This is a genomic window from Candidatus Planktophila sp. (assembly GCA_030681675.1).
In the GTDB taxonomy this organism is placed as follows: Bacteria; Actinomycetota; Actinomycetes; order Nanopelagicales; family Nanopelagicaceae; genus Planktophila.
In genome coordinates, this window is sequence record JAUXRP010000007.1 from 17071 (window position 1) to 41399 (window position 24329).

At 46.4% G+C, this 24329-nt stretch carries 19 protein-coding genes and 2 riboswitches; of the genes, 15 read left to right on the forward strand and 4 right to left on the reverse strand.

Going from position 1 to position 24329, the window contains the following annotated elements:
* Entirely contained in the window at positions 1-1260 is a 1260-nt protein-coding gene (locus tag Q8K48_02280) for an alpha-hydroxy acid oxidase (protein MDP1851227.1), read from the reverse strand.
* A 123-nt stretch (positions 1261-1383) separates the two neighbouring features.
* Between Q8K48_02280 and ppdK the strand changes: the two genes are divergently transcribed.
* A complete protein-coding gene (ppdK, locus tag Q8K48_02285; protein MDP1851228.1) occupies positions 1384-4065 on the forward strand; it encodes a pyruvate, phosphate dikinase in 2682 nt (893 codons plus the stop codon).
* Positions 4066-4109: 44 nt separating this feature from the next.
* On the opposite strand, the gene Q8K48_02290 is transcribed toward ppdK, so the two are convergent.
* Positions 4110-6881, reverse strand: coding sequence for an FAD-binding and (Fe-S)-binding domain-containing protein (locus Q8K48_02290; GenBank protein ID MDP1851229.1), 2772 nt, complete (start codon positions 6879-6881; stop codon positions 4110-4112).
* Between the two features lie 332 nt (positions 6882-7213).
* Positions 7214-7341, forward strand: a riboswitch (FMN riboswitch).
* A 94-nt stretch (positions 7342-7435) separates the two neighbouring features.
* On the opposite strand from Q8K48_02290, the gene ribD reads away from it, so the two are divergent.
* From ribD to Q8K48_02315, 5 genes are read left to right on the forward strand one after another with little or no spacing between them, the layout of a single operon-like run.
* Complete coding sequence (gene ribD, locus Q8K48_02295) at positions 7436-8449, forward strand: bifunctional diaminohydroxyphosphoribosylaminopyrimidine deaminase/5-amino-6-(5-phosphoribosylamino)uracil reductase RibD (protein MDP1851230.1); 1014 nt, start codon at positions 7436-7438, stop codon at positions 8447-8449.
* Positions 8449-9060 carry a riboflavin synthase gene (locus Q8K48_02300; GenBank protein MDP1851231.1) on the forward strand — a complete coding sequence of 204 codons (612 nt, stop codon included), beginning with the start codon at positions 8449-8451 and terminating at the stop codon, positions 9058-9060. Before ribD ends, Q8K48_02300 begins: the two co-directional genes overlap by 1 nt.
* Positions 9050-10258, forward strand: a complete 1209-nt coding sequence (ribB, locus tag Q8K48_02305; protein MDP1851232.1) for a 3,4-dihydroxy-2-butanone-4-phosphate synthase — start codon at positions 9050-9052, stop codon at positions 10256-10258. Before Q8K48_02300 ends, ribB begins: the two co-directional genes overlap by 11 nt.
* Complete coding sequence (ribH, locus tag Q8K48_02310; GenBank protein MDP1851233.1) at positions 10258-10713, forward strand: 6,7-dimethyl-8-ribityllumazine synthase; 456 nt, start codon at positions 10258-10260, stop codon at positions 10711-10713. The genes ribB and ribH overlap by 1 nt, the downstream gene beginning before the upstream one ends.
* Before the next feature lie 17 nt (positions 10714-10730).
* A complete protein-coding gene (locus tag Q8K48_02315) occupies positions 10731-12713 on the forward strand; it encodes an ATP-dependent DNA helicase (protein ID MDP1851234.1) in 1983 nt (660 codons plus the stop codon).
* A gap of 69 nt (positions 12714-12782) precedes the next feature.
* On the opposite strand, the gene Q8K48_02320 is transcribed toward Q8K48_02315, so the two are convergent.
* Positions 12783-13250: an NUDIX hydrolase gene (locus Q8K48_02320; GenBank protein ID MDP1851235.1), complete on the reverse strand. Its 468-nt coding sequence runs from the start codon at positions 13248-13250 to the stop codon at positions 12783-12785.
* Positions 13251-13329: 79 nt separating this feature from the next.
* On the opposite strand from Q8K48_02320, the gene Q8K48_02325 reads away from it, so the two are divergent.
* The 6 genes from Q8K48_02325 (at position 13330) to Q8K48_02350 (ending at position 19480) form a co-directional block, all read left to right on the forward strand.
* A complete protein-coding gene (locus Q8K48_02325) occupies positions 13330-14031 on the forward strand; it encodes a hypothetical protein (GenBank protein ID MDP1851236.1) in 702 nt (233 codons plus the stop codon).
* 7 nt (positions 14032-14038) lie between these two features.
* On the forward strand, positions 14039-14584 hold the full coding sequence (locus Q8K48_02330; GenBank protein ID MDP1851237.1) for a DUF4192 family protein: 546 nt from the start codon (positions 14039-14041) through the stop codon (positions 14582-14584).
* A 27-nt stretch (positions 14585-14611) separates the two neighbouring features.
* A riboswitch (SAM riboswitch) is annotated at positions 14612-14726 on the forward strand.
* A gap of 74 nt (positions 14727-14800) precedes the next feature.
* Complete coding sequence (locus Q8K48_02335; protein MDP1851238.1) at positions 14801-16126, forward strand: bifunctional o-acetylhomoserine/o-acetylserine sulfhydrylase; 1326 nt, start codon at positions 14801-14803, stop codon at positions 16124-16126.
* Positions 16123-17208, forward strand: a complete 1086-nt coding sequence (locus Q8K48_02340; GenBank protein MDP1851239.1) for a homoserine O-acetyltransferase — start codon at positions 16123-16125, stop codon at positions 17206-17208. Before Q8K48_02335 ends, Q8K48_02340 begins: the two co-directional genes overlap by 4 nt.
* 99 nt (positions 17209-17307) lie before the next feature.
* Positions 17308-19287, forward strand: a complete 1980-nt coding sequence (locus Q8K48_02345) for an RNA polymerase sigma factor (protein MDP1851240.1) — start codon at positions 17308-17310, stop codon at positions 19285-19287.
* Position 19288: 1 nt separating this feature from the next.
* Entirely contained in the window at positions 19289-19480 is a 192-nt protein-coding gene (locus Q8K48_02350) for a CDGSH iron-sulfur domain-containing protein (protein MDP1851241.1), read from the forward strand.
* Here Q8K48_02350 and Q8K48_02355 read toward each other — a convergent pair.
* A complete protein-coding gene (locus Q8K48_02355; GenBank protein MDP1851242.1) occupies positions 19477-19692 on the reverse strand; it encodes a hypothetical protein in 216 nt (71 codons plus the stop codon). The two genes, Q8K48_02350 and Q8K48_02355, sit on opposite strands and share 4 nt — an antisense overlap.
* A 186-nt stretch (positions 19693-19878) precedes the next feature.
* Here Q8K48_02355 and Q8K48_02360 point away from each other — a divergent pair, with 186 nt between their 5' ends.
* The 3 genes from Q8K48_02360 to Q8K48_02370 are packed head-to-tail and all read left to right on the forward strand — an operon-like array spanning position 19879 to position 24301.
* On the forward strand, positions 19879-21963 hold the full coding sequence (locus Q8K48_02360; GenBank protein ID MDP1851243.1) for a DNA topoisomerase IV subunit B: 2085 nt from the start codon (positions 19879-19881) through the stop codon (positions 21961-21963).
* A 38-nt stretch (positions 21964-22001) separates the two neighbouring features.
* A complete protein-coding gene (locus Q8K48_02365; protein MDP1851244.1) occupies positions 22002-22448 on the forward strand; it encodes a hypothetical protein in 447 nt (148 codons plus the stop codon).
* The gene (locus tag Q8K48_02370; protein MDP1851245.1) at positions 22445-24301 is read left to right on the forward strand and encodes a DUF5671 domain-containing protein; all 1857 of its coding nucleotides are present in this window, start codon (positions 22445-22447) and stop codon (positions 24299-24301) included. Before Q8K48_02365 ends, Q8K48_02370 begins: the two co-directional genes overlap by 4 nt.
* Positions 24302-24329 lie beyond the last annotated feature (28 nt).

A 24329-nucleotide genomic window follows, 5' to 3' on the forward strand; every position in this document is an offset into this window, starting at 1 on the left:
TTATTTTCCTCCAGGTAATGATCCGAGACCAGCAAGGGTTGGCAATATGCGGACATGCTTTGGTTCAAGTTCTTCAAGTGAATTAACACCTAAAAGTTTCATTGTGCGCAGCATTTGTGTTTGCAAAATGGTCAACGCGCGCTCTACACCTTCCTGGCCGCCCGCCATCAAACCGTAAAGGTAGGCCCGCCCGATATATGTAAAATCAGCACCAAGTGCAATTGCGGCCAATATATCTGCGCCGTGCATGATTCCAGTATCTATATGGATTGCTAAATCTTTCTTTAACTCTTTCTTCACATCGACGAGAAGGTGCAATGGAATGGGAGCACGGTCAAGTTGTCGACCACCATGGTTAGATAAAATAATTGCATCGGCACCAAAATCTGCAGCTTTCTTTGCATCTTCCACGGTTTGAATTCCCTTTATTGTTAATTGACCATCCCATTGCGCTCGAACCCATGCGAGATCTTCGAATGTCATTGTTGGATCAAACATAAAATCCAAAAGTTCAGCGACTGTGCCATTCCAGTTTTTCATTGATGCAAAATTAATTGCTGGGGTAGTGAGAAAATTAATCCACCATTCAGGCCTCGGTAAAGCATCTATAATTGTTGTGGCAGTCAAAGATGGAGGAACCGTAAGACCATTTCGGGTATCTCTTAAACGTGCGCCAGAAACTGGTACGTCTACTGTGAGAATTAAGTTTTTAACTCCTGCCGTCTGGGCCTTGCGTACGAGCTCCATGCTGGCTTCGCGGTCTTTCCACATATACAACTGAAACCAGTTCACTCCCTCTGGTGCGGCGGCGACTACATTTTCAATAGTTGTCGTGCCTAGGGTGGAGAGCGTGAAAGGAATTCCGAATTTTTGCGCTGCTCGCGCACCGGCTATTTCTCCTTCAGAGTGCATCATTCGAGTGAAGCCCGTGGGGGCAATTCCAACGGGCATCGCAAAATTTTCACCTAGAACTTCACAATCGAGTGAAGCATCCCTTACATCATGCAAAATATTAGGGCGAAACTCAAGATCTAAGAAGGCTCGTCGGGCCCGTTCCAGGGTAATCTCAGATTCGGCTGAACCATCGGTATAGTCGAAGGGGCCTGTGGGTGTGCGCCGCTTAGCGATAAGACGTAAATCCCAGATCGTTAGCGCTCTGGCCAGACGCTTTTTACGGCTTGGGAGGGAGGGAGGATTAAAAGTGAGCAATGGAGCTAACTCTTTGACCTTAGGAAACTGCCGCTTGAAGTTCTTGGCCACGTTTAATCCTCGCCCTCGATGTTTGTCGAATCCTATACGATTCCAACATGTTTTCCCATACTATGGTGAAACTAGCAATGAGGAACGTAGCGCGTTGACCCTCGGAACCAACTAAGGAGAACGATGTCTGAACAATTGATTTTTCCCTTTACTTTCGGGGATATGACACAAAAAGATCTCTTAGGCGGTAAAGGTGCAAACCTCGCAGAAATGGTGCGGATCGGGTTACCAGTTCCACCAGGCTTTACTATTACCACGCATGCATGTCGGCTCTACCTTCAATCTGGAGAAATGCCGGCATCTTTATTTGATGAAATCGATGCTGCGCTGAAGGATCTTGAGAATCAAACTGGAAAGAAGTTTGGTGGAGTGGAAAATCCACTTCTAGTTTCGGTGCGATCTGGTGCAAAGTTTTCGATGCCCGGAATGATGGAAACTGTTCTAAATGTTGGCATGACTCCAGAAGTTACCGAATCTTTAGCAGCATCATCTGGAAATCCACGCTTTGCGTGGGATTCATATCGTAGATTCATTGAGATGTTTGGAAAAATCGTGTGCGAAATCGCCCCCGAGGAGTTTCATAAAGTACAAGAGCGAATTGTATCTTCGATGGGCGTGGAAAATATACAAGGCCTTGAAGTTGAAAGTTTAAAACAATTGTGTGATGGCTTTATGAAGGTTATACAACTAGCAACGGGTGAGGATTTTCCAGCTGATCCTCGCGAGCATTTAATTAGATCCGTTGAGGCCGTTTTTAGATCGTGGAACTCAGAGCGTGCACAGCTCTACCGACGCCGCGAAAGAATTCCCTCTGACCTTGGTACTGCAGTTAATATTCAATCGATGGTCTTTGGAAATTTGAGTGATGACTCAGGTACAGGTGTTGCATTTACACGTAACCCTTCTACTGGTGAAATTGGGCGCTATGGCGATTATCTTGAAAAAGCGCAAGGTGAGGATGTCGTTGCAGGTATCCGCACCCCCATGTCTCTGAATGAGTTCGGCCAACTCACTCCAAAAGTCGCAGAAGAGTTAGATAACGTAATGGAGATTTTGGAGAATCACTACAAAGATCTCTGTGATATTGAGTTCACGGTTGAGCGTGGAAAACTCTGGATTCTGCAGACCCGCGTAGGCAAACGCACTGCCGAGGCAGCATTTCGAATTGCCCTTCAATTTGTTGACGAGAATAAAATTTCAATGGATGAAGCTTTGCGTCGAACGACCGGTGACCAATTAGCAATGTTAATGTTCCCGCAGTTCGACACATCAGGTGCACTCAATGAAATCGCTCGAGGTATTCCAGCATCTCCAGGGGCTGCCGTTGGTGAAGTTGTCTTTGATTCAAAGCGAGCATTTGATCTGTCTAAATCTGGTAAAAAGGTTATTTTAGTGCGCAGAGAAACAAGCCCTGAAGATTTAGTTGGAATGGTTGCATCACAAGGGATATTAACTAGTCGTGGCGGCAAAACCTCTCACGCCGCCGTAGTTGCTCGAGGAATGGGTAAAACGGCAGTCTGTGGCACCGATTCAATTTCAGTTGATGAACGCGCTAATTTGTTTACTGCAGGTGCGAAAACTGTTTATGAGGGTGATGTTATTTCTATTGATGGCACAACAGGTGCGGTGTACTTGGGGGATGTACCAGTTGTTGCATCTTCTGTAACCTCGTATTTGGAAGGCCGTCTATCGGCAGCATCCGATGAGGCAACTCCAGTTGTAAAGGCCGTTGATCGCATCTTGATGCATGCCGATGGTAAGCGACGCTTAAAAGTTCATACCAATGCCGATACTCCAGAAGATGCCATTCGTGCACGAATTTTAGGTGCAGAAGGTGTTGGTCTTTGTCGCACCGAGCATATGTTTTTAGGCCCTCGCCGTTCATATGTAGAGCGTTTAGTTTTGGCCGAAAACGACGATGTTCAGCGTTCAGTTATTGCCGAGATGGAGCCATTACAAAGAGCGGATTTCGTCGGGATCATGATGGCTATGTCGGGATTACCAGTGACAATTCGTTTGTTAGATCCACCTCTGCACGAGTTTTTACCATCTTTAGTTGTTCTCAGCGCTGCGATGGCACGAGCCGAAGCATTGAGCGAAGAGGTATCTACGCGAGATAAAGCACTTTTTGCTGCAGTGAGTCGCTTGCATGAGGCGAATCCGATGTTAGGTTTGCGCGGAGTTCGACTTGGAATTTTAATTCCCGAGCTTTATAAGATGCAGGTGCGCGCACTTGTACATGCATTTCTTGAAGTTCGAAAGTTAGGCCACGACCCACGCCCTGAAGTGATGATTCCCTTGGTCGCGACTCAACGTGAACTCTTGTATCTTCGAGAAACTCTCGAAGCAGAGATATCAAAAACTTTTAAAGGTTCCGGCCTTTCAGTAGAAATTCCAATTGGAACAATGATTGAAACACCACGAGCTGCGATCACCGCAGATAGATTGGGAGTCTATGCAGATTTCTTCTCTTTCGGCACAAATGATCTAACTCAATTAACGTGGGCCTTTAGTCGAGATGATGTTGAATCTACTTTCTTACCCCGGTATTTAGATCTTGAACTATTACCATTTAATCCATTTGAATCTTTAGATGAGGCTGGCGTAGGAATTCTTCTTCGTACGGCAGTTGATCTTGCGCGGAGTCTACGCAGTGATTTTAAATTAGGAATCTGCGGTGAGCACGGGGGAGATCCAAGGAGTATCCACTTCTTTAATTCACTAGGTATTGACTATGTTTCTTGCTCGCCATTTCGGGTACCCATAGCTCGCCTTGAATCCGGTAGAGCTGCAGTAGCTGGTTAGCCGTTACATCTGAAATATTGCATCTACTTCCACATGTCCGCGATTCATGGACGAGAAACTTGCTCGAGTATTTCAAGTAGATGAATGTATGACTTTCCTGTGGCCTGCGACATTGCGATTTCGCAAGGACGATTGGATGATGCGTATGCGGAAAATACTCTTGTAGAAAGTTCTTGCGCCTCGGCAGCGGTTGCAGCTGTGGTGAGTTCTGGATGTAACAAACCGCGATCTCCTGCAAATCCACAGCATGCCCAGTTTTCTGGAATAAAGACCTCTTGGGCGACTGCATGGGCGATGAGAGACATCTTTGCATTCAAACCCATCTGTACTCCCGAACAGGTGGGATGCAAAGCAATTGAAGATATTTTCTCTTTAATCGTGAGTGCAGGTAAGACTCGCTCAGCTATGAATTCGAGGGCGTCAACAACGCGTAGGTCGGCTCCTTTCGTCAATTCCATTAACCCTTCGGTGCAAGATGTGGAATCCGAAATGACTGGCAGGGAATAGAGCTGGAGAATTGAGAGGTTCCGAGTACTCATCCGGTTATATCCCTCGGTTAATCCCTTAGATTTCCAGGGGGTTCCACAGCATAAACTGGCAATACCCTTCGGAACCATAATTTCGATTCCAGCACGAGCGCATAACTGCATGAAAGCTGATTGCACTCCCATAGCACCTTGATTTGAACCAAAGATTGAATTAATGCAGGAGGGGAAATACAAAGCCTCGGCTTGGTTATTTACAACGCTGCTTCGTTTTTTGCCACCGCTTGGCAAATCCTTATTCCAAAGTGGCAGAGCATCGCTACCTAGAATCTTACGAAGCCCGCCATTGATACTTGAAATCAATGTTGGAGGAGAATTCTTTGCCGCACTCAGCAGTAATGAAAGAATGCTGGTGACAGGAGACCAACTACGTGCTGCCAATGAACCCAGTTTCTGAGTCTGCTTTCCATGATTTTCTGCGCGTAAACGCGTTACGAGAGCACCGGTATCAATATGGACCGGGCACGACACTGCGCACATGCTATCGACTGCGCACGTTTGTATACCGTCATAGATGTATCGGCTTGTTAATTCGACATAAAGTTTTTCATCTCCAGCTTTTTTAGCATCAGCTACCGCACGCCGAATGACAATACGTTGACGCGGGGTCATTGTAATATCGTGGCTTGGGCAAACTGGTTCACAATAGCCGCATTCAACACAACGATCTATTTCTGCATCGACAGATGGGTTAATTTTGAGGTTCTCAATATGGACCAGACGATTTTCACTAATGAGAACACCAGGATTGAGTAGGTTTCTTGGGTCGCAAAGTTTCTTTAGTGAAACCATTACCTCATAAAGTTCGTCGCCCACCTGCCTTCTTACATAAGGCGCCATAATGCGCCCAGTGCCATGTTCGGCCTTGAGTGAACCATTATTTCCAAGAACTAATGAGACCATATCTTCAGTAAAATCTTGGTATCGCCGAATTAAATCAGGGCGATCAAACCGCTCATTGAGTAAGAAATGCAAATTTCCGTCTTTTGCATGGCCAAATATCACGCTGCCTTCGTACTTGTGTTTATTCAACAACAGTCTCAATTGCATTGTTGTTTCATGGAGGGCATTCATTGGTACTGCAATATCTTCCAAAATTGCAGATGTACCGGAGGGACGGTTACCTGCAACTGCTGCGTAGAGACCTTTGCGCGCGTGCCAGAGTTCATTGCGCACCTTCACCTCTTGTGAGAGCTCGGCAGAGTCTAGATGAAATGAACTTATTACCCTTTGTGCAGTTGAAATTTGCTCCGCTAATTCGTTTCCGTCCTGTGCTTGGTATTCAACCAATAGCGCAGCATGTTCTTTAAAATCGAACCCACCTAGGACGGAATCCGCCATGTGCTCGCTTTGAGCCACCAGTAGTGAGGAATTGTCAAGCAATTCGATGACCGCAGCCTTTGTTGCTTTAAGCGCAGGCAATGACGTTGTGGCTTCCGCTAAATTCTCAAAAATTAGTAAGCCCGTAGCACATTCTTTAAGAAGTGGAACTGTACAGAAAGTAACTTCGGCAATGAATGCCAAAGTTCCTTCACTGCCGACAATCAGGTGAGCCAGAATGTCAACGGGTTTAGAGTAATCAAGGAAGGAATTTAGGGAATAACCCATCGTGTTCTTGATTGAGTAAAGGCTCTTAATTTTCTCTATCGAGTATGGGTTTTGCAGAATCCGATCGCGAAGGCGCGCGATTCCAGCATACAAAATGGGTTCGCTCAAGCGAAAGTGTTCATCGGCATCAACTTTCTTAGTGTTTATGACGGTGCCACTTGGTAAGACCATTGTGAGTGAATCAAGGGTTGCATACGTATTGAATTCAGTTCCGCAGGCCATCCCACTTGAATTATTTGCAACAACACCGCCGATGGTGCACGCAATTTCACTAGCGGGATCTGGACCAAGTTTTCGACCGAACTTTGCCAATGCAATGTTTACTTGTTTTACGGTGGCACCGGGCTGCACTCGCACTCGTGCACCGTTATCTAGTACTTCGATTTGCTTGAAATTACGGCGAGTGTCGACGAGAATCCCTGAGGAAACTCCTTGACCGCTTAAACTTGTTCCTCCTGACCTAAAGGTCAAACCAACATTTTCTTCCTGACTAATGCGAAAGATCTCACCAACTTGAAATCCATTTTCTGGTTGGACGACAACCGATGGTGTGAGTAAGTAGTGCGATGCATCGCTAGCGATTGCACGTCGATCGAATATTTCGCTAAGAATGCCTCCCGGGACTACGCTCTCAAGCGATGCAATCAGCGAATTAGAAGCCACAACTGAGTATACTTATCATCGCAAGGCGTTCATCGCTCTCATAAGTTGGATAAATGCAATAGTGTCTTGTTAGATTTCACAAAATACTCACCTCCCGAAATACTGCAACGGGTAAGACGATGTACCTGAGGAGGGTAGCTGCAGAAAATGGAAATCTGGTTCCCTTCCTGGCAGTTGCTGGACACCAAGAGAGCTTTGGCAAATCTCGTATATGTGCACTGGAGCAAATAAAACGGATGATTGATACTGATGCATTTGGGATCTAAAACCTAGAAGCTTCGCGGAACATGCGTCAATGTGACGCTAGCCGGTCAAGCGCGATAGACTCATTGTGTTGTTTCCGGGGTCGGTGTAAATCCGAACCGGCGGTTAAAGTCCGCGACCCGCTGGCACCCAGTCATCGGTTGACTCAGTGAAACTCTGGGACCGACGGTTAAAGTCTGGATGGTAGGAAATCAACAAAAGGTAGGTTCTCGCCTACCTTCTTTGTGCATTTCAACTTCAATAGTTGTGAGCACTCACCCCGGTAACTCGATTCTTGAGTGGGGGTAGAGATGGATTACATACCGCTAATGCGCCGTGCTATTGCCCTTGCCGAAAAAGGTTTGGGAAAGACTGCTCCTAATCCAATAGTTGGTGCGATAGTAATTGATGAATCGGGCGTGATTGTCGCTGAAGGTTTTCATGATCGTATGCAGGCACGTGATCATGCAGAGGTTGTTGCAATTAAAGCTGCTGGGGAGCGGGCTAACGGTGCAACCCTTGTTGTGACGTTAGAGCCATGTAATCACACGGGCAGTACTGGTCCGTGCACGCAAGCCATTATCGATGCGGGAATTACAACAGTTGTCTTTGCCGCAAATGATCCACACGCCATTGCTGCTGGTGGAGCAGATGCATTGCGAGCAGCTGGAATTACCGTTGTTGGCGATGTTTTGTGCCGGGAGGCTTCATGGTCAAATCGCGCATGGCTGATGAAGATTAAAAAGAATCGGCCATTTTTTACCTGGAAAGTAGCAACAACACTCGATGCCAAGGTTGCAGCAACAGATGGAACATCCAAGTGGATTACGAATAAGAAATCGCGCTCAGATGTTCAGATGTTGCGTCGGGGGGCCGATGCGATTTTGGTCGGCACCAACACGGTTATTGCAGATAATCCACACTTAATTCCTCAAGTAAATAATGCAGGTTTTACACACAACCCAATTCGAGTTATTTGTGGTGAGAAGAGTGTGCCAACAAGTTCTCAAATCTTTGATAATGCCGCTCCAACGATGCTAATTCAAACCAAGGATTTAGAGCTCCTGGTTGCACAGCTCAATGATAAGGAGCTCAATCATGTCTTAGTTGAGGCTGGCCCAACTCTTGGCAGCGCACTGCTTAATGCCGGATTGCTAGATGAATTAATCATCTATCAGGCAGCATCTTTATTGGGCTCAGGAAAGCAGTTCTTTAACTTTGATTATCCATCGACAATCACAAATCAGATACGCCTTGATCACATCAGCACTGATGTACTAGATGGCGATGTTAAATCTGTTTATCGCATAAGAAATGGTGAGTGATGTTTACAGGACTTATTGCCAAGCTCGGAACAATTACCGCAATTGAAAGAGGTGAAAGTTCAGCGTTCTTTACTATCAATGCCCCCCAAATAATCTCTGAGATCGCACTGGGCGATTCAATTGCCGTCAACGGTGTGTGCCTGACCGCGACATCGGTATCTGGCAATACATTTACCGCCGATGTTATGGTCCAAACTCTCTCACTTACCTCTCTTTCTGCACTAACTGTAGGTAGCCCCGTAAATCTCGAATTAGCCGCACAACTCAATGCGCGGATGGGCGGGCATATTGTCCAGGGCCATGTCGATGGAGTTGGCAGCGTTAGCTCAATTAAACCTGGAGAGAAATGGTCAGAGTTCTCTCTCACAGTTCCAGAGCATCTCCTTCGCTATGTCGTAGCCCAAGGCTCTATTGCACTCGATGGCGTTTCATTAACTGTGGGCTCTATAGATGATGCGAGCTGCACAATTACGGTTTGGCTTATCCCTGAGACGCTAGCAAAGACAAATCTCTCATCGAGGCAGTTAGGTGATTTAATAAATATAGAGGTTGATATTTTGGCAAAGTATGTAGAGCGAATGATCGCAAAGGGGCTAACCCGTGCAGAGTAAATTTCTCAAGGCACTGAAAGAATTTAAAAATGGTGCAATGCTCATTGTAGTCGATGATCACAATCGCGAAAATGAGGGCGACTTGATAATGTTGGCCGAACATGCAACCCCAGAAAAGACAGCATTTATGGTCCGTCATACAACGGGAATTTTATGTGTTGCAATTACAGAGGAACAGGCATACCGGTTGCGCCTTCCCTATATGGTCGAGCAGAATCAAGATCTGCGAAAGACAGCATTTACCGTCTCGGTAGATTCGGCCTCTGGCATTACGACCGGTGTGAGCGCTGCCGATCGCAGCGCGACTATTCGAGCCCTTGGTAGTGATACAACTCGCCATTTAGATCTCATCCGACCAGGCCATATCTACCCACTAATTGCACACAAACGGGGTCTGGGTATGCGCCAAGGACATACAGAGGCAGGTATTGCACTGGCAGAGTTAGCTGGCGCCTACCCTGCCGCCTTACTCGCAGAGATTGTTGCCCCAGATGGCTCAATGGCTCGAGGTGAAACACTGGCCAGCTTTGCCGATGAACATGAGATTCCAATCATCTCTATCGCTGAAATTGAGGAGTATCAGAACTCCCTAGCACTGCCTAAGAAAGACCCGGCATTTCCGCAGTATGAGTTTGAGTGGGTCAACGTCCAACTTGAATCTGGAGAATGGAGCCTTGCAACGTATCCATCTCTTAAACACCGCGAGCAGGTTGTCATGCGCTTTGGCTCAGAGGGCACATCTCCTCTCGTGAGAGTGCACTCAGAGTGCTTTACAGGAGATGTGATGAGTTCAAAGCGATGTGATTGTGGCGAGCAGTTAAATCGCTCAATCATTGCAATCCAAGAGCATGGCTATGGATTCATTATCTATCTTCGAGATCATGAAGGCCGTGGGATTGGACTTAGTGAAAAACTTAAAGCCTACATCCTACAAAATCAAGGCTTCGATACAGTCGATGCTAACGTAGAGCTCGGCCACCCAATTGATGCACGTGATTGGAGCGAAGCTGTTGCAATACTTAAAAATCTCAACCTCACATCTATCATGCTACTAACAAATAATCCACTTAAAGTTAAAGCTGTGCTCGAAAGCGGTATAGCCTGCGAACAGATTTCTTTACCCGTTGAAGTTAATAAATTTAATAAAAAGTATTTAACTACGAAGGCAGAGCGCCTCGGACATGTAAGGAGCAATTAATGGCTGGACCCGGACCCGCACTATCAGTAGTTAAAACTCCAAAGGCAAAGATTGCGATCATCTCATCCTCTTGGCATTTAGATATTTGTAATGACCTGGTTGCAGGCGCTAGGCGCGCATTAGAAGAGGCAGAGGTTTCTACGATAGAAGTATTTTTTGTTCCCGGTTCAATGGAGATTCCACTTGCGGCACAAAAAGCATTTGAAAGAGGCTTTGATGCAGTCGTTGCCGTTGGGCTCGTTCTCAAGGGTCAGACACCGCACTTTGACTATGTCTGTCAAGGTCTGACTCAGGGTGTCATGGATGTTCAACTTAAATTCTCAAAGCCGATTGGCTATGGTGTATTAATGTGTAATGATGAAAATCAAGCCATCGCGCGCTCAGGAGGTGCTGGGAGCATAGAAGATAAGGGTTACGACAGTGGAGCCGCAGCCCTTGCGCTGCTGAATTTCTAACCCACCAAATGAGTGCAATGTCGGAAAAGGTACGTGAGGCACTCGATGCAGCAATCATCGCCATAGGCGGGGCGCCGCGCGAAGGTCAGATTGAAATGGCCGAAGCCGTTGCTAACGCCTTGAGCGATAGCCACCATTTAATGGTTCAAGCCGGCACTGGCACAGGAAAATCACTGGCCTATTTAATTCCACCCCTTGTGCACGGGAAAAAAACCTTGGTGGCAACTGCGACTTTGGCGCTGCAACGTCAGTTAGTGGAGCGTGATCTACCGGCCGTTGTTCCAGCCCTTGAAAAGGTTCTAGGTCGTGAAATTACTTATGCCATTTATAAGGGTGTCGGTAACTATATCTGTCTGCAAAAGATGAATAGCGAAGAGCCCAATCCAGATAGCGACATTATGTTAGGTATTTCATCACTTGAAAAAGATGCCAAACGCCTGCACGAATGGGCCCGAAAACCCGGAGTATCCGGGGATCGCGATGATGCACCTGATGTTGACAGACGAGTGTGGGCAGCCAATTCAGTCTCTGGGCGCGAATGCGTAGGTGCAGATACCTGTGCATTTGGTCGGCAATGCTTTGCCGCTATCGCTAAAGCTAAGGCGCAAACCGCCGATGTTGTTGTTACTAACCACACTCTGTTAGCAATCGAAATTGTGGATTCTCATCCAATTTTACCCGAGCGCGATGTCGTTATTTTAGACGAGGCCCATGAATTTATGGATCGGGCGACACAGGCCGTAACTGAGGAGCTCACTTCGGCCCGCGTCTTACGCGCATCAGCAATGGCACGAAAATTCATGCCGGGCAAGCTTTCAGATAGTTTTCACAAAGCCGCTAATGACTTTCATGAATCTATGGTTGATTATGGTGAATCAATTCGTGGAGATTTTACTGCACAAGGTCGATTAAAAGAGATTCCCCAATCCCTTGAAGCCCCCATACGTAAAGTGCGCGAAAGCGCGCAAGCAATAACTCAATTCCTTTCAGCCGATGATGAAATTATAGACACCGATGTTCTGGCCGAACGTGCACGAGTAAAAGGGGCAGTAAGCGAAATATCTACAACTGCGGCCACACTTTTAAAACTCAGTGACGGTTTTGTTCTTTGGTACGAGCCGGTTTTTTCTACACTTCATTTAGCACCACTTTCAGTATCAGATGTCTTGCGAGAAAACTTACTCACTCAAACTCCGGTAATCGCAACGTCAGCGACATTAACAGTGGGTAACTCATTTAACTCTCTGGCAAAGAGTATTGGTTTCTTAGTGGGAGATGATTTAAATAGCGATGTTAAGAGCGGAGAAGTTGATCCAGCAAATGTGCAAATGTTAGATGTTGGTTCTCCCTTTGATTTTGCAAATCAAGGTGTTCTATATATGCCTAAGCACTTACCTGAACCTGGTCGAGAGGGTCCAAGTATTGAAGCATTAACTGAATTGGGCGAATTAATCGATGCCGCTGGTGGCAGAACTCTCGCACTTTTTTCATCGTGGCGTGGGGTGGAGGCCGCCGATGCACATCTGCGCAAAGTTTTGGCCGAACTTCCTATAAAGATCTTTACTCAAAAGCGAGGAGATGCCGTCGCTCCGCTAGTTGAACGCTTTGCAAAAGACGAAACTTCGATTTTGCTGGGCACAATGTCACTGTGGCAAGGCGTTGATGTACCTGGTAGAAGTTGCATCCTTGTTGCTATTGACCGGATTCCCTTTCCGCGACCCGATGAACCAGTTATGTCGGCGCGTGCATCTCAGGCCGATGCCGCTGGCGGAAGTGGTTTTATGCAGGTTTCTCTGCCAAGAGCGGCGCTGCTTTTGGCACAGGGCACAGGTCGACTCATTAGATCTGTTAATGATCGAGGCGTAGTTGCAATTCTAGATTCGAGAATCGTCACAAAGCGATATGGGAGCGTACTTTTGAATTCTATGCCACCGCTTTGGCGAACATCCGATAAGGATATTGTTCGAGAGTCATTGCGCAGGCTTAACGAAACCCTTTAGAAATAGCGCTATCTCGCAAATGGCTGCACAATGTTGAGCGGGTATTCAGAACTAATTCCAGAACATGATTTAGCCAGAGCCGACAAGTTCATTAAGAATTTCGCGTAAAGCTGGCCAGGAGTTCCCAAAACTTGGATGAAGATTTAAATCTGCGACCCTGTCAATGTCTACCCACCGTACTTCGTGTGACTCATCATTTACTTCATGTGCAACCAAGTCAACTGTGGCTCTTGCAATTACGGTGTCGTAGCGCCAGTTGCCATGCTCATCACTATATATCTGGAGGGGAGTAAGGAAAGCTGGATCTATCCCGGTCTCTTCAATCGCTTCACGAATCGCACCCTGGATCACGCTCTCATGACTATCGCGCGCACCACCTGGGATTCCCCAGGTATCACCATTATGTACCCATGGGGCTCGATGTTGTAAAAGAATCTGATGACCACGCACAATCAGGATTCCGGCGGCGCCATTTAGACCCCAGTGCTTATTACCGCACTGGCATTGGATCCAACCATCTCCATCTCTATGCGCCATGATGTAAGAGTGGCATAACTATCCACAGTTAGTATTGTGAGGGCGCTAACGGTTGGCGCTCGCACTTATCGTCACGGGCATGAAAGCTTTAATAATCCCACTTCTTGCCGCACTCTTGATCGCGCCGCTTCCAGCTTTTGCCGATTGCACCGACTCAGCCTGCGTAGATGTGTACACGAAAAATAACCAGATAATAATCGAAGCCCATAAGGGTAGTAGTGCCACAGTTACACAACGCGCACCAAAGGCAAAACCATCTCCTACTTCAACATTGTGGTTTCCGCCCAAATATTCGCCTGCACCGAGGCCATACGTAAAGCACAGCCACAGAGCGCGTACAGCTGCGCCTAAGAGAGTTACGCGAACAGCCAATCTCAGTGATCGTTTAACTAAATTAGTTCCAACGGCCGGTATCGCCTTCCAGCCCGAATTCGAAGCTCTGACAAATGTGCCGGTGATTTTTTGGGTAGATGTGCCTCAGGTTTTTCAAAGCCGCGTGAAGATAATTGGTGAAGTTGTCGATGTCACTCTGCGTCCAGGCTTTATCTGGTCCTATGGCGACGGCGCAATGTGGGCTACTACCAATCCTGGCGCTCCATTTCCAAAAGCGATGATTACTCATATGTACTCAAAGCCCGGCACTTATCCAGTACTGCTCCTAACAACATGGAATGGCAGTTTTACACATAACGGAGCAGTTCGAGCAATCACTGGAAAAGTAGTAAACGCCTCGGTGGCAACCGTCACCGTTGTATCGGCCCCAACACGATTCACGAAATGAGAAGAGCATGACAACTGAAAAAGAGGCACCATCGATTGAATCGATCGACCAAGCGCATGATGTAAATTTCATCGCACTTGTTAAGAGTTTCGCCATTATTGAGGATTCACCCGATTTAAATAACTCTCAACGCGATGGTGCAACTGCAGTCATCGATTTAGCTCTTGAGTTTGAAAAGTTTGAACAAAAAAGTAGTCCTGAAAACATTGCTAAAGTTTTGGGACGCTTGAGCGATGTTCAAGTACGTGATTTTGCACTTGGATCCCATAACGCCGCAAGCTTTCACACATATTGGGGGATGTGGCAGTACTTACTTCAGATAGCACCAGATGGATTTGTCGCACCGGTTGCCTGCCTTTTTGCAACACTGGCATACGAGAGTGGGGATATTGCACTGGCCTATCGCGCATTAGATCGGGCAAGTATTGACCAACCTCAATACTCATTGACGATTTTACTGCGTCGTGTCTTTGGTTCAGGCTGGCCCGCCGCCGCTTTTGCCGCAATGCGCTGCGAGCTGCACCCAAAGGTCACGGCCGGCATTTTTGACTAGCGCCGACTCTCTGTTAGAGTCCACCCAGGTCACGAGTTCTAGTGTTTAGCCCCGGCTTACTAGACGGCAACCCTCCACCACGGTGGGGTGCTCCGGGTGAGGACCAGATCGATAGCAACAACGCCATCGATAAGCGTGGATCACTCGAACCGTCTTAAATAAGCCAGCGTCGGCATAAGTACTCGAGTGGTCCCATAACTGGGAGGAATGTATTTAATGTCATCGTTTACATTTGAAGAGGCAGCTTTTGAAACCCGTCAGATCCATGCCGGGCAGGTTGCAGATCCAACAACTGGCGCTCGTGCGCTTCCGCTGTATCAGACCACTGCATATCAGTTCCGCGACACTAAACATGCCGCGGATTTATTTGGCTTGGCTGAGCTTGGAAATATCTACACACGCATTATGAATCCAACGCAGGATGTTGTTGAAAAACGCATTGCATCTCTTGAAGGTGGTGTGGCGGCATTGCTTTTAGCATCAGGTTCGGCAGCAACTACATTTGCAGTCTTGGCAGTTGCAACTGCTGGAGATCACATCGTTTCATCAAAGTATTTATACGGTGGAACATATAACTTATTCCATTACACTCTGCCGACTTTTGGAGTTGAAGTCACTTTTGTCGATAATCCAAATGATCCAGAGGAGTGGCGCAAAGCGGTTCGTCCTAATACCAAAGCATTTTTTGGCGAAACAATTTCAAACCCTAACAACGATATTTTGGACATCGCAGCCGTGGCAAAAGTTGCCCACGAAAGCCATGTTCCATTGATTGTTGATAATACAGTTGCGACACCATATGTTATTCGGCCAATCGAATTCGGCGCAGATGTTGTAGTGCACTCAGCTACTAAGTTCCTCTCCGGACATGGAAACGCCGTCGTGGGAGCGATTGTGGATTCAGGTAATTTCGATTACGCGCTGTATCCAGAGAAGTTCACGAGCTTTAATACGCCAGATCCCTCATATCACGGACTGGTTTATGCCCAGGCTCTCGGTGTCGGTAGTGCCTTTGGCGCAAACCTTGCCTACATCTTTAAAATCCGCCTGACTTTGCTTCGCGATATTGGAGCTGCAGTGTCGCCATTCAACGCCTGGTTACTCGCCCAAGGTTTAGAGACACTCACACTTCGTATGAAACAACATTTAGAGAATGCGAAGGCCGTTGCAACCTGGCTCGAGGCACATCCGCAGGTGGAGAAGGTAAATTATTCATGGCTACCGAATTCGCCATACAACGCGCTCGCCACTAAGTACGCACCTAAGGGCTCTGGCTCAGTTCTCTCTTTTGAAATTAAGGGCGGAATTGAAGCGGGAAGGAAGTTCGTTGAGGCCTTAACTCTGCACTCTCACGTTGCAAATATTGGCGATGTGAGATCCCTGGTGATTCACCCAGCATCGACCACGCACTCACAGCTATCGGCCGAGGAGCTACTAGATGCCGGAGTCACACCTGGTTTAGTTCGCTTATCTGTGGGTCTTGAAGATATCGATGACATAAAGGCCGATCTAAGCGATGGGTTTGCTGCAGCTAAGCAATGAGGGATTCACGGGGATTGGTCACCGGGGCATGGCTTGAAAGCCATGATCCCGGTGATCGCCTCTTCGTAAATATCGGCGGCCTACTTCTTGAAAGTGGAGAGCGCTTAGAAAACATCACGATCGCTTATCAAAGTTGGGGATCGTTGAATGAAAGAGGTGACAACGCCATCTTGGTCAACCATGCAATGACTGGCTGGTCCGATATTCCAAGCTGGTGGCCATCGATGGTGGGGCCGGGGCTGGCCTTTGATAGCGATAAGTATTTTATCGTCTGCCCGAATGTTATTGGTGGCTGCCAAGGCTCAACTGGACCATCTTCGATTGCACCCGATGGTCAACGCTATGGTTCACGCTTTCCATCGGTGACGATAAGAGACATGGTTGACGCTGAAATTGCATTTAGTAATGTGCTTGGCATCCATAAATATCGACTTGCCGTGGGACCATCCCTAGGCGGAATGCGTGCCCTGGAGTGGGCCGTTGCGCATCCAGATCGAGTGAGTGCAATCTGTACAATCGGCTCGTCGGCCGTAGCTACGGGAGATCAAATCGGCACTTCCTCAATTCAAATCCGCGCAATAAAGTCGGACCCAAACTTTTGTGGTGGGGATTATTACGATACATCAGCAGGTCCTATTGAAGGTATGGGCATCGCTAGGCGAATTGCCCATCTGACCTATAGAACTGAGGCTGAAATGGATGTGCGTTTTGGCCGTGAGCTTCAAGGCGATGACACTGGCCGCTTTGCCGTTGAGTCATATTTAGATCACCAAGCCGAAAAACTATCTCATCGCTTTGATGCCAATACCTATATTGTCCTAACTGAGGCGATGAACAGCCATGATATTGGGCGTGGACGCGGGGGAGTTGCCGCAGCCCTGGCGGGCATTCAGATTCCTGTAATCGCCGTCGCGATTGATACAGATCGTCTCTTTCCAGTGCGACTTCAAGCAGAGATTGCGGATTTAGCGCCCCTTGCTCAATCCTTGGTAACGATTTCATCGCCTTTTGGCCATGACGGCTTCCTCGTTGAGGTGGAATTGGTCGGAAATGTGATCAAAGAGGCGCTCGCGCTCTCTTAATCGCGTTAAAAAGGTGAATTCGATGTGCATTTTACCCTGTGGATAAATTATAATATAGACATCGCTTCAGCGCATAGCTGATAAAACCAAAGGACGAATGTGGCTGTATCTAGTGCGCTCAAAAACAAGGCAGGCAAGAAACCGGTAGCAAAAAAAGCACCCGTTAAAAAAGTAGTGGCGAAAAAAACTGCACCGGTAAAAAAAGTGGTGGCAAAAAAAGCACCAGTTAAAAAAGTAGTGGCGAAAAAACCCCCTATAAAAAAGACCGGAGCGAAGAAAGCAGCTCCAGTTAAAAAAATAGTTAAGCCTGTAAAGATAGAGTTGAAAAAGGATTTAAATATCAAAGATGTTCAAGCGATTGTCGATGCGAAAAATGCAGTAATTCGGCACAATGAAATTCTGGCCGAACTCGAAATGCGCGGCATCACATCTATCAACCGTATTCCTAAAAAGATTGATAAAGAATTAGTAGATGAAGCTCGAGCCTTAGCCGTTTCACTTCCAGTAATGATTGAAAAGCTCCGAAAATCTGGACTTGGCTCACCCTCTCGTATTCTAAAAAAATCTGATTATGCATTGATCGAACCGAAGCCCGTAGTTGAAAAAATTACACCAGAAAAAATCGTACTTCCAAAAATAGCAATTGTTACGATTGACGGCGAAGAAGTTGAACTTGAAGAAGTTGAACTCGAGGATGATGAAAAGCTTATCGCCGATGCAGTCGATGTTGTTGATCTTGAGACTGAAGATAAAGTCCGTGTAGTAACGCTTTCTGATGAATCTAGTAAGGCGAAAGGTTCATTTACATTAGCTGATTCAGAGGCTGATGATGAAGAAGAAGATAAGAATGAGCGTGAGAAGTTAAAGAAAGATTTAAGAAACATCAATATTGTTATTGAAGCGATTAATTCAAAAAACAATTCAGTCAGCGCCCCCACACGTTATGGTATTAGCGAAGCAGAATCAAGGGCTTTGACGTACAAGCAGATTCAACAGCAGTTTGAAATGAAGACTTTTACTGAAAGATCTGCAAAGACTGTAGCAGAAGCAGTAACTATCGGTTCGCTCAAGAATCTTGAGGATCTACTTAATTATTTCATCGAAAAGATGAAGGCCGTGCAGCGAGAAATTAAGTATCTTCCACCTGAGCAAACGGTAATGACCGCCGGTGCAACTGCCGACCCAGTCAAGGATTACTTAAAGCAAATTGGTCGCGTGGCACTTCTAAACGCCGAGCTCGAAGTTGAGTTGGCAACTCGTGTTGAAGTCGGCCTATTCGCCGAATCAAAGTTAAAAAATGAAAAGAAGTTGGACAAGAAATTAAAGCGCGAGCTCGAATGGTTGGTAGAAGATGGCAAGCGCGCTAAGAACCACTTACTAGAGGCAAACCTTCGATTGGTTGTTTCCCTTGCTAAGCGCTACACAGGTCGAGGAATGCTCTTCCTTGATCTGATTCAAGAGGGAAACTTAGGCTTAATCCGTGCTGTAGAAAAATTCGACTACACAAAGGGTTATAAGTTTTCAACGTATGCAACGTGGTGGATTCGCCAGGCGATTACACGTGCGATGGCCGATCAGGCCCGCACAATCCGTATCCCGGTACACATGGTTGAAGTTATTAATAAGTTGGCACGTGTGCAGCGCCAGATGTTGCAGGATTTAGGTCGCGAACCGACTCCAGAAGAACTCGCAAAAGAGCTCGATATGACCCCTGAGAAAGTCGTTGAAGTCCAAAAGTACGGCCGCGAACCGATCTCACTTCACACTCCACTTGGTGAAGAAGGCGATAGCGAGTTCGGCGATCTCATTGAAGACTCTGAAGCTGTTGTTCCTGCTGATGCGGTCTCATTTACTCTGCTTCAAGAGCAGTTGCACTCTGTTCTAGATACTCTATCTGAGCGTGAGGCCGGTGTTGTTGCAATGCGCTTTGGTCTAACCGATGGTCAGCCAAAGACTTTGGATGAGATTGGAAAGGTATATGGCGTCACTCGCGAACGTATACGTCAGATTGAATCTAAGACAATGTCGAAACTTCGTCACCCATCACGCAGCCAAGTGCTGCGCGATTACTTAGATTAAAATGGCTAATCCAACTATCTACATTAACCCCGTCAGTGGATCGATAAAGATCCTCGGCGCAGTTGATTTTGTAGATGCACAAGGCAACATCCTTGAAACGAAAGAGAACGTGAAATTTTGTGGCTGTTCTTTAAGTAAAGATAAGCCTTGGTGTGATGGCAGTCATAAAGCCATCACACAACCTGATAGTTAAAAAGCCGAGGTTTGGACGAGCTTTTCGCTTTCATCAATAATCGTGGCTGCTACGCTCTTGAGTTTTTCAGCGTATTCCTTGCCATGATGAGCGCAAAACATGAGCTCTCCACCAGTGAGAAGTACGGCACGTACATATGCCTGGGCTCCGCAGCGATCACAGCGGTCAAGGGCGTTAAGAGGTACTGATTCGAGCATCACTTGATCTGACATATCTCTCTCCGTTCTCGTTGGTGGTTCTCTCTATGGAATATCAAACCACGTATAGGTATTTTCCGCACCTTAATATCCACGTTATTTGCTCAGAATACCCGGAGAAGTTGGAAAATATCAGTAACGGCTGACACATTCGGCGCGTTTGTCAGTGATTAATCGCCTCGCGCGATAACCTTTCGCCCCGTGGCTGAAAAAGTTGTACCAACCTCAAACACTGTGCAGGATAGCTATACCGCAAAGGATTTAGCAGTCCTCGAAGGACTTGATGCCGTTCGAAAACGACCTGGAATGTATATCGGCTCCACTGATTCACGTGGACTTATGCACTGCTTATGGGAGATTATCGACAACTCAGTCGATGAATCTCTTGCCGGACATTGCAAGAAAATTGAAATTAACCTTGAATCCGATGGTTCGGTTGAAGTCCATGATGATGGTCGCGGAATTCCAGTTGATAAAGAGCCAAAGACTGGATTAACAGGAGTTGAAGTGGTCTTAACAAAACTACATGCCGGTGGAAAATTTGGTGGCGGCTCTTATGCCGCATCGGGCGGCCTTCATGGAGTTGGTGCATCGGTTGTTAACGCCCTTGCATCTCGACTCGATGCTGAAGTCGACCGCGATGGAAAGATTTATTGGATGTCTTTTCAACGCGGAATTGCCGGAATATTTGATGGTGATGGACCGAAGGCTCCATTTGAAGCTAAGTCAGGTTTGCGCATCATTGGAAAGATTTCTAGCAAAGTCACGGGCACGCGAATTAAATGGTGGTCAGATAAACAGATCTTCCTAAAAGAAGCTGAATTAGAGCTTTCAGAAATATATGACCGAGCTCGCCAAACCTCATATTTGGTGCCTGGTTTGACCCTTATCGTCAATGATAATCGCAGTAAAACTAAGACGAGTGAAGTTTTTTTTCATAAAAGCGGTATTACCGAATACTGCAATTTTTTACAGCCCGATGAGCCCATTGGTGACGTCATTCGAATTTATGGTAGTGGACACTATCAAGAGACGGTCCCGGTATTAGATGATAAAGGCCATATGGTTTCAACCGAAGTTGAGCGCGATATGGAAGTAGATATTGCGATGAAGTGGGGTAATGGCTTTGAAACAACTCAACGCTCATTCGTAAATATTATTGCGACTCCAAAAGGCGGAACACACTTGCTTGGCTTTGAACGCTCATTGGTTAAAGTTATTAACGAAGCGCTTCGATCGACTAAAACTCTCGCAAACAAAGAGGCCGATGTCATTAAAGATGACATTCTTGAGGGAATGACCGCCGTCGTGACAGTGCGAATGTCTGAGCCACAGTTTGAAGGTCAGACCAAAGAGGTTCTTGGCACCGCTGCTGCAACTCGAATCGTTGCCGCCGTCGTCGCGGACAAGATGAAGGAGTATTTCAATACCACTAAGCGAATCGATAAAGCTAACGGTCGCTTAGTGCTAGAGAAGATCGCTGCAGCATCGCGAACACGAATTTCTGCACGTGCCCATAAGGATTTACAACGTCGCAAGAATGCATTGGAGTCATCATCGCTGCCCACGAAACTATCCGACTGTCGCTCAGAGGATGTAACTCGTACTGAACTATTTATCGTCGAAGGTGATTCAGCACTTGGTACAACAAAGGCGGCACGCAATAGTGAGTTCCAGGCAATCTTGCCGATTCGCGGAAAGATTCTTAATGTGCAGAAAGCATCACTATCGCAGATGCTCGAAGATAAAGAGTGCGGTTCGATAATTCAAGTAATTGGTGCGGGCTCTGGAAAATCCTTTGAACTCGATGAAGCGCGATATGGTCGAATAATTTTGATGTCCGATGCCGATGTTGATGGTGCGCATATTCGTTGTTTACTCTTAACCTTGATGTATCGCTATATGCGCCCACTTATTGATTCCGGCCGGGTATTTGCCGCTATCCCACCACTTCACCGAATTGAGGTTCTAGGTGGGGGAGGCAAAAAGGGCCAATATATTTATACATATAGCGATGATGAGATGAAGAAAATCACTTCAGAATTAAAGAAGAACGGTAAGAAGTGGAAAGAGCCGATTCAGCGCTACAAAGGTCTGGGCGAAATGGATGCCGACCAGCTGCGCGAAACTACTATGGATCCCGATGCCCGCACGTTGCGCCGCATTACAGTCTCCGATGCAACTGCCGCTGAGGCGATGTTCGAACTCTTGATGGGCAGCGATGTGGCCCCGCGTAAAGAGTTCATCGCTAACGCTGAAATCGATCGCGACCACATCGACGCTTAATACAGAGCCTTAAAGCAGGGATGTTATACGATCAATCCATGAGGAAACTCTCAAAATCACCCAATAGCGTTTTACTTGTTGCAGGATTAATTTTGGCGTTATTAGCCACTATATCCCTTGCGATTTCCAGCAATCCAGAGAAGAACTTCACCGAGGGAAGTCCTGAGGCAACGGTGCAGCTCTATTTAGATGCAATCATCAAGGGCGATAACGATCTTGCCTTAACTTTTCTCGATCCCAATAACTCCTGTGAATCCGCAGACTTAGATCGCGCATATATTCATGATTCCTACAGAGTGAATCTCATTAGTAGCGTGATTTCAGGTACGAGTGCAACTGTAAAAATAGATGTGGAGTATGCCTCTTCAATGCCCTTTGATCCGAGTTATTCAAATCCACAAACTATGAGATTAGAAAAGATTTCCTCGAAATGGTTGCTTACGGGAATACCTTGGCCACTTTACGACTGCGGACCACCCAAATGAGGATTTTCGGAATCTTTGGTTACCTCTTTGTCTTTGTCTTAATTTTTCTAGCAGTTAAACGTGTATTTTCCAATGACGGTGTTGCGACAAATAGGGGAGACCAAGTCCGTCGCTTCTTCCAATTTGGCCTTCTATTTGCCTTAGTTGTGATTTCAGCGACCGGCGTATCTGGAATCATTAGTCGAATTATTGGATTTAGCAACGAAATCGTTTCTAGCCAAAGCGCCCTTGCAAGAGATACTTCATTTTCATTAGTTGGCCTCCCGCTCCTCTTCCTTGTGGCGAGATGGGTTCGAAAGAGTGTTGCTGAAAATAAATTAGAGATTAAGACTTTTGGCTGGAATATATATTTTGTTGCGATTTCAATAGTGAGTTTAATTGTGACTATGATCGCTGCAAATGCAGTTCTCACTTGGCTAGTTGCCGCTGAAAACTTCAACTCCGGCTCTGTTGCACGATTCATTGTGTGGATGCCAGTTTGGTTTTTGCATTATCGACTGCATACCCATCTCATTTTTGGTCCTGATCTCACTAATACTTTGATAATCGGTTCAGTCATTGGTTTAGTAACTGTTGTAACCGGTGCGATTGAGACGCTTCAGAATCTTATTAATCTCATATTTGGAAGTGAAAAAACCTTTTTGTTATTTGAATCTTCGCATCCGCTCATGGAAGGATTTATTACCTTTTTGATTGGCGCAACCGTCTGGTATCTATATTGGCTAAGAATTACCATTAAATCGGAGCGAAATACGCTCTGGTATGCCTATGTACTGCTTGCTGGAACCGGTGGCGGAATAGTAATGATGATCGTTTCAGCAAGCTTTACTCTCTACCAGAGTTTAATTTGGTTTATTGGTGATACAAAAAATGAATCAGCTTCCTCCTTCTTTAACGATCTACCCGGCACAGTTGCAGCATTTGCCGTTGGGTTGGTTCTTTGGTGGTACCACAAGGAGGTTTTGGAAAGTAAAAAATCCGGTGAAAGTGATGAAGTTCGGCGTATCTACCAATACCTCATGGCTGGAGTCAGCCTCATTGCAGCGGCCGCCGGTATTTCTATGATTTTAATTTCAGTTTTGGAGAAATTTTCAGCCAAGTCTGTAATTTATGGAGCTGGCTCAATTAATACATTGATTGGTGCCCTCACTCTCATTATTGTGGGCGCGCCTATTTGGTGGATTTATTGGAACAAAATCGAGGGGCAGTTAGTTGCTCATCCAAGCGATGAGTATGCTTCGCCAACACGCCGCTTCTACCTCTTCCTCCTCTTTGGTGTTAGTGGCGTAGTCGCCGTTGTGATGTTATTAATCGGCGTCGCAATCTTCTTCGAAGCTGTGTTTCAATCGAATTTAGGTTCTGAAACGATTAGAAAATCTAGAACTGCTGTTTCTCTACTAATTACGACTGCAGGTATATCGTGGTATCACTGGCTCATTTACCGGAATGAGAAAAAATACTCTGTTGCAAAAATGACACCAGTGGCCAGTCATCATTACCCAGCGATCGATTGCGAAAAACCTATCGCGTTAGCTCAGTTTTATGCCGCCCTTACTGGCTACTCTGCTCAACTTTTAAAAGATGTTAGGCCAGAAGTTGAGTGGGTAGATTTATTTCATAATGGAAAGCGCATGATGGGATTTCAAAAGATCGATAATTACCGACGACCAACCTGGCCAACGGGGGAAGTGCCTCAGCAAATGCATCTAGATTTCGAGGTTCCTGATTTAGATGAAGGCGAGAGGCGAGTAATCGCACTTGGCGCAAGTAAAGCGGAGTACCAACCAGGAGAGAGTTTTCGCGTCTATCTCGACCCCGAGGGCCATCCATTTTGCTTGGTGATGAGCTCCTAGGTTTCTTGCCTTTGTCCACACAGGATTT

Coding starts and splice junctions, on each gene's coding strand:
- ppdK (MDP1851228.1), top strand. CDS start 1,384: ATGTCTGAACAATTGATTTTTCCCTTTACTTTCGGGGATATGACACAA.
- ribD (MDP1851230.1), top strand. CDS start 7,436: ATGGATTACATACCGCTAATGCGCCGTGCTATTGCCCTTGCCGAAAAA.
- Q8K48_02300 (MDP1851231.1), top strand. CDS start 8,449: ATGTTTACAGGACTTATTGCCAAGCTCGGAACAATTACCGCAATTGAA.
- ribH (MDP1851233.1), top strand. CDS start 10,258: ATGGCTGGACCCGGACCCGCACTATCAGTAGTTAAAACTCCAAAGGCA.
- Q8K48_02315 (MDP1851234.1), top strand. CDS start 10,731: ATGTCGGAAAAGGTACGTGAGGCACTCGATGCAGCAATCATCGCCATA.
- Q8K48_02320 (MDP1851235.1), bottom strand. CDS start 13,250: ATGGCGCATAGAGATGGAGATGGTTGGATCCAATGCCAGTGCGGTAAT.
- Q8K48_02325 (MDP1851236.1), top strand. CDS start 13,330: ATGAAAGCTTTAATAATCCCACTTCTTGCCGCACTCTTGATCGCGCCG.
- Q8K48_02330 (MDP1851237.1), top strand. CDS start 14,039: ATGACAACTGAAAAAGAGGCACCATCGATTGAATCGATCGACCAAGCG.
- Q8K48_02335 (MDP1851238.1), top strand. CDS start 14,801: ATGTCATCGTTTACATTTGAAGAGGCAGCTTTTGAAACCCGTCAGATC.
- Q8K48_02340 (MDP1851239.1), top strand. CDS start 16,123: ATGAGGGATTCACGGGGATTGGTCACCGGGGCATGGCTTGAAAGCCAT.
- Q8K48_02350 (MDP1851241.1), top strand. CDS start 19,289: ATGGCTAATCCAACTATCTACATTAACCCCGTCAGTGGATCGATAAAG.
- Q8K48_02355 (MDP1851242.1), bottom strand. CDS start 19,692: ATGTCAGATCAAGTGATGCTCGAATCAGTACCTCTTAACGCCCTTGAC.
- Q8K48_02365 (MDP1851244.1), top strand. CDS start 22,002: ATGAGGAAACTCTCAAAATCACCCAATAGCGTTTTACTTGTTGCAGGA.
- Q8K48_02370 (MDP1851245.1), top strand. CDS start 22,445: ATGAGGATTTTCGGAATCTTTGGTTACCTCTTTGTCTTTGTCTTAATT.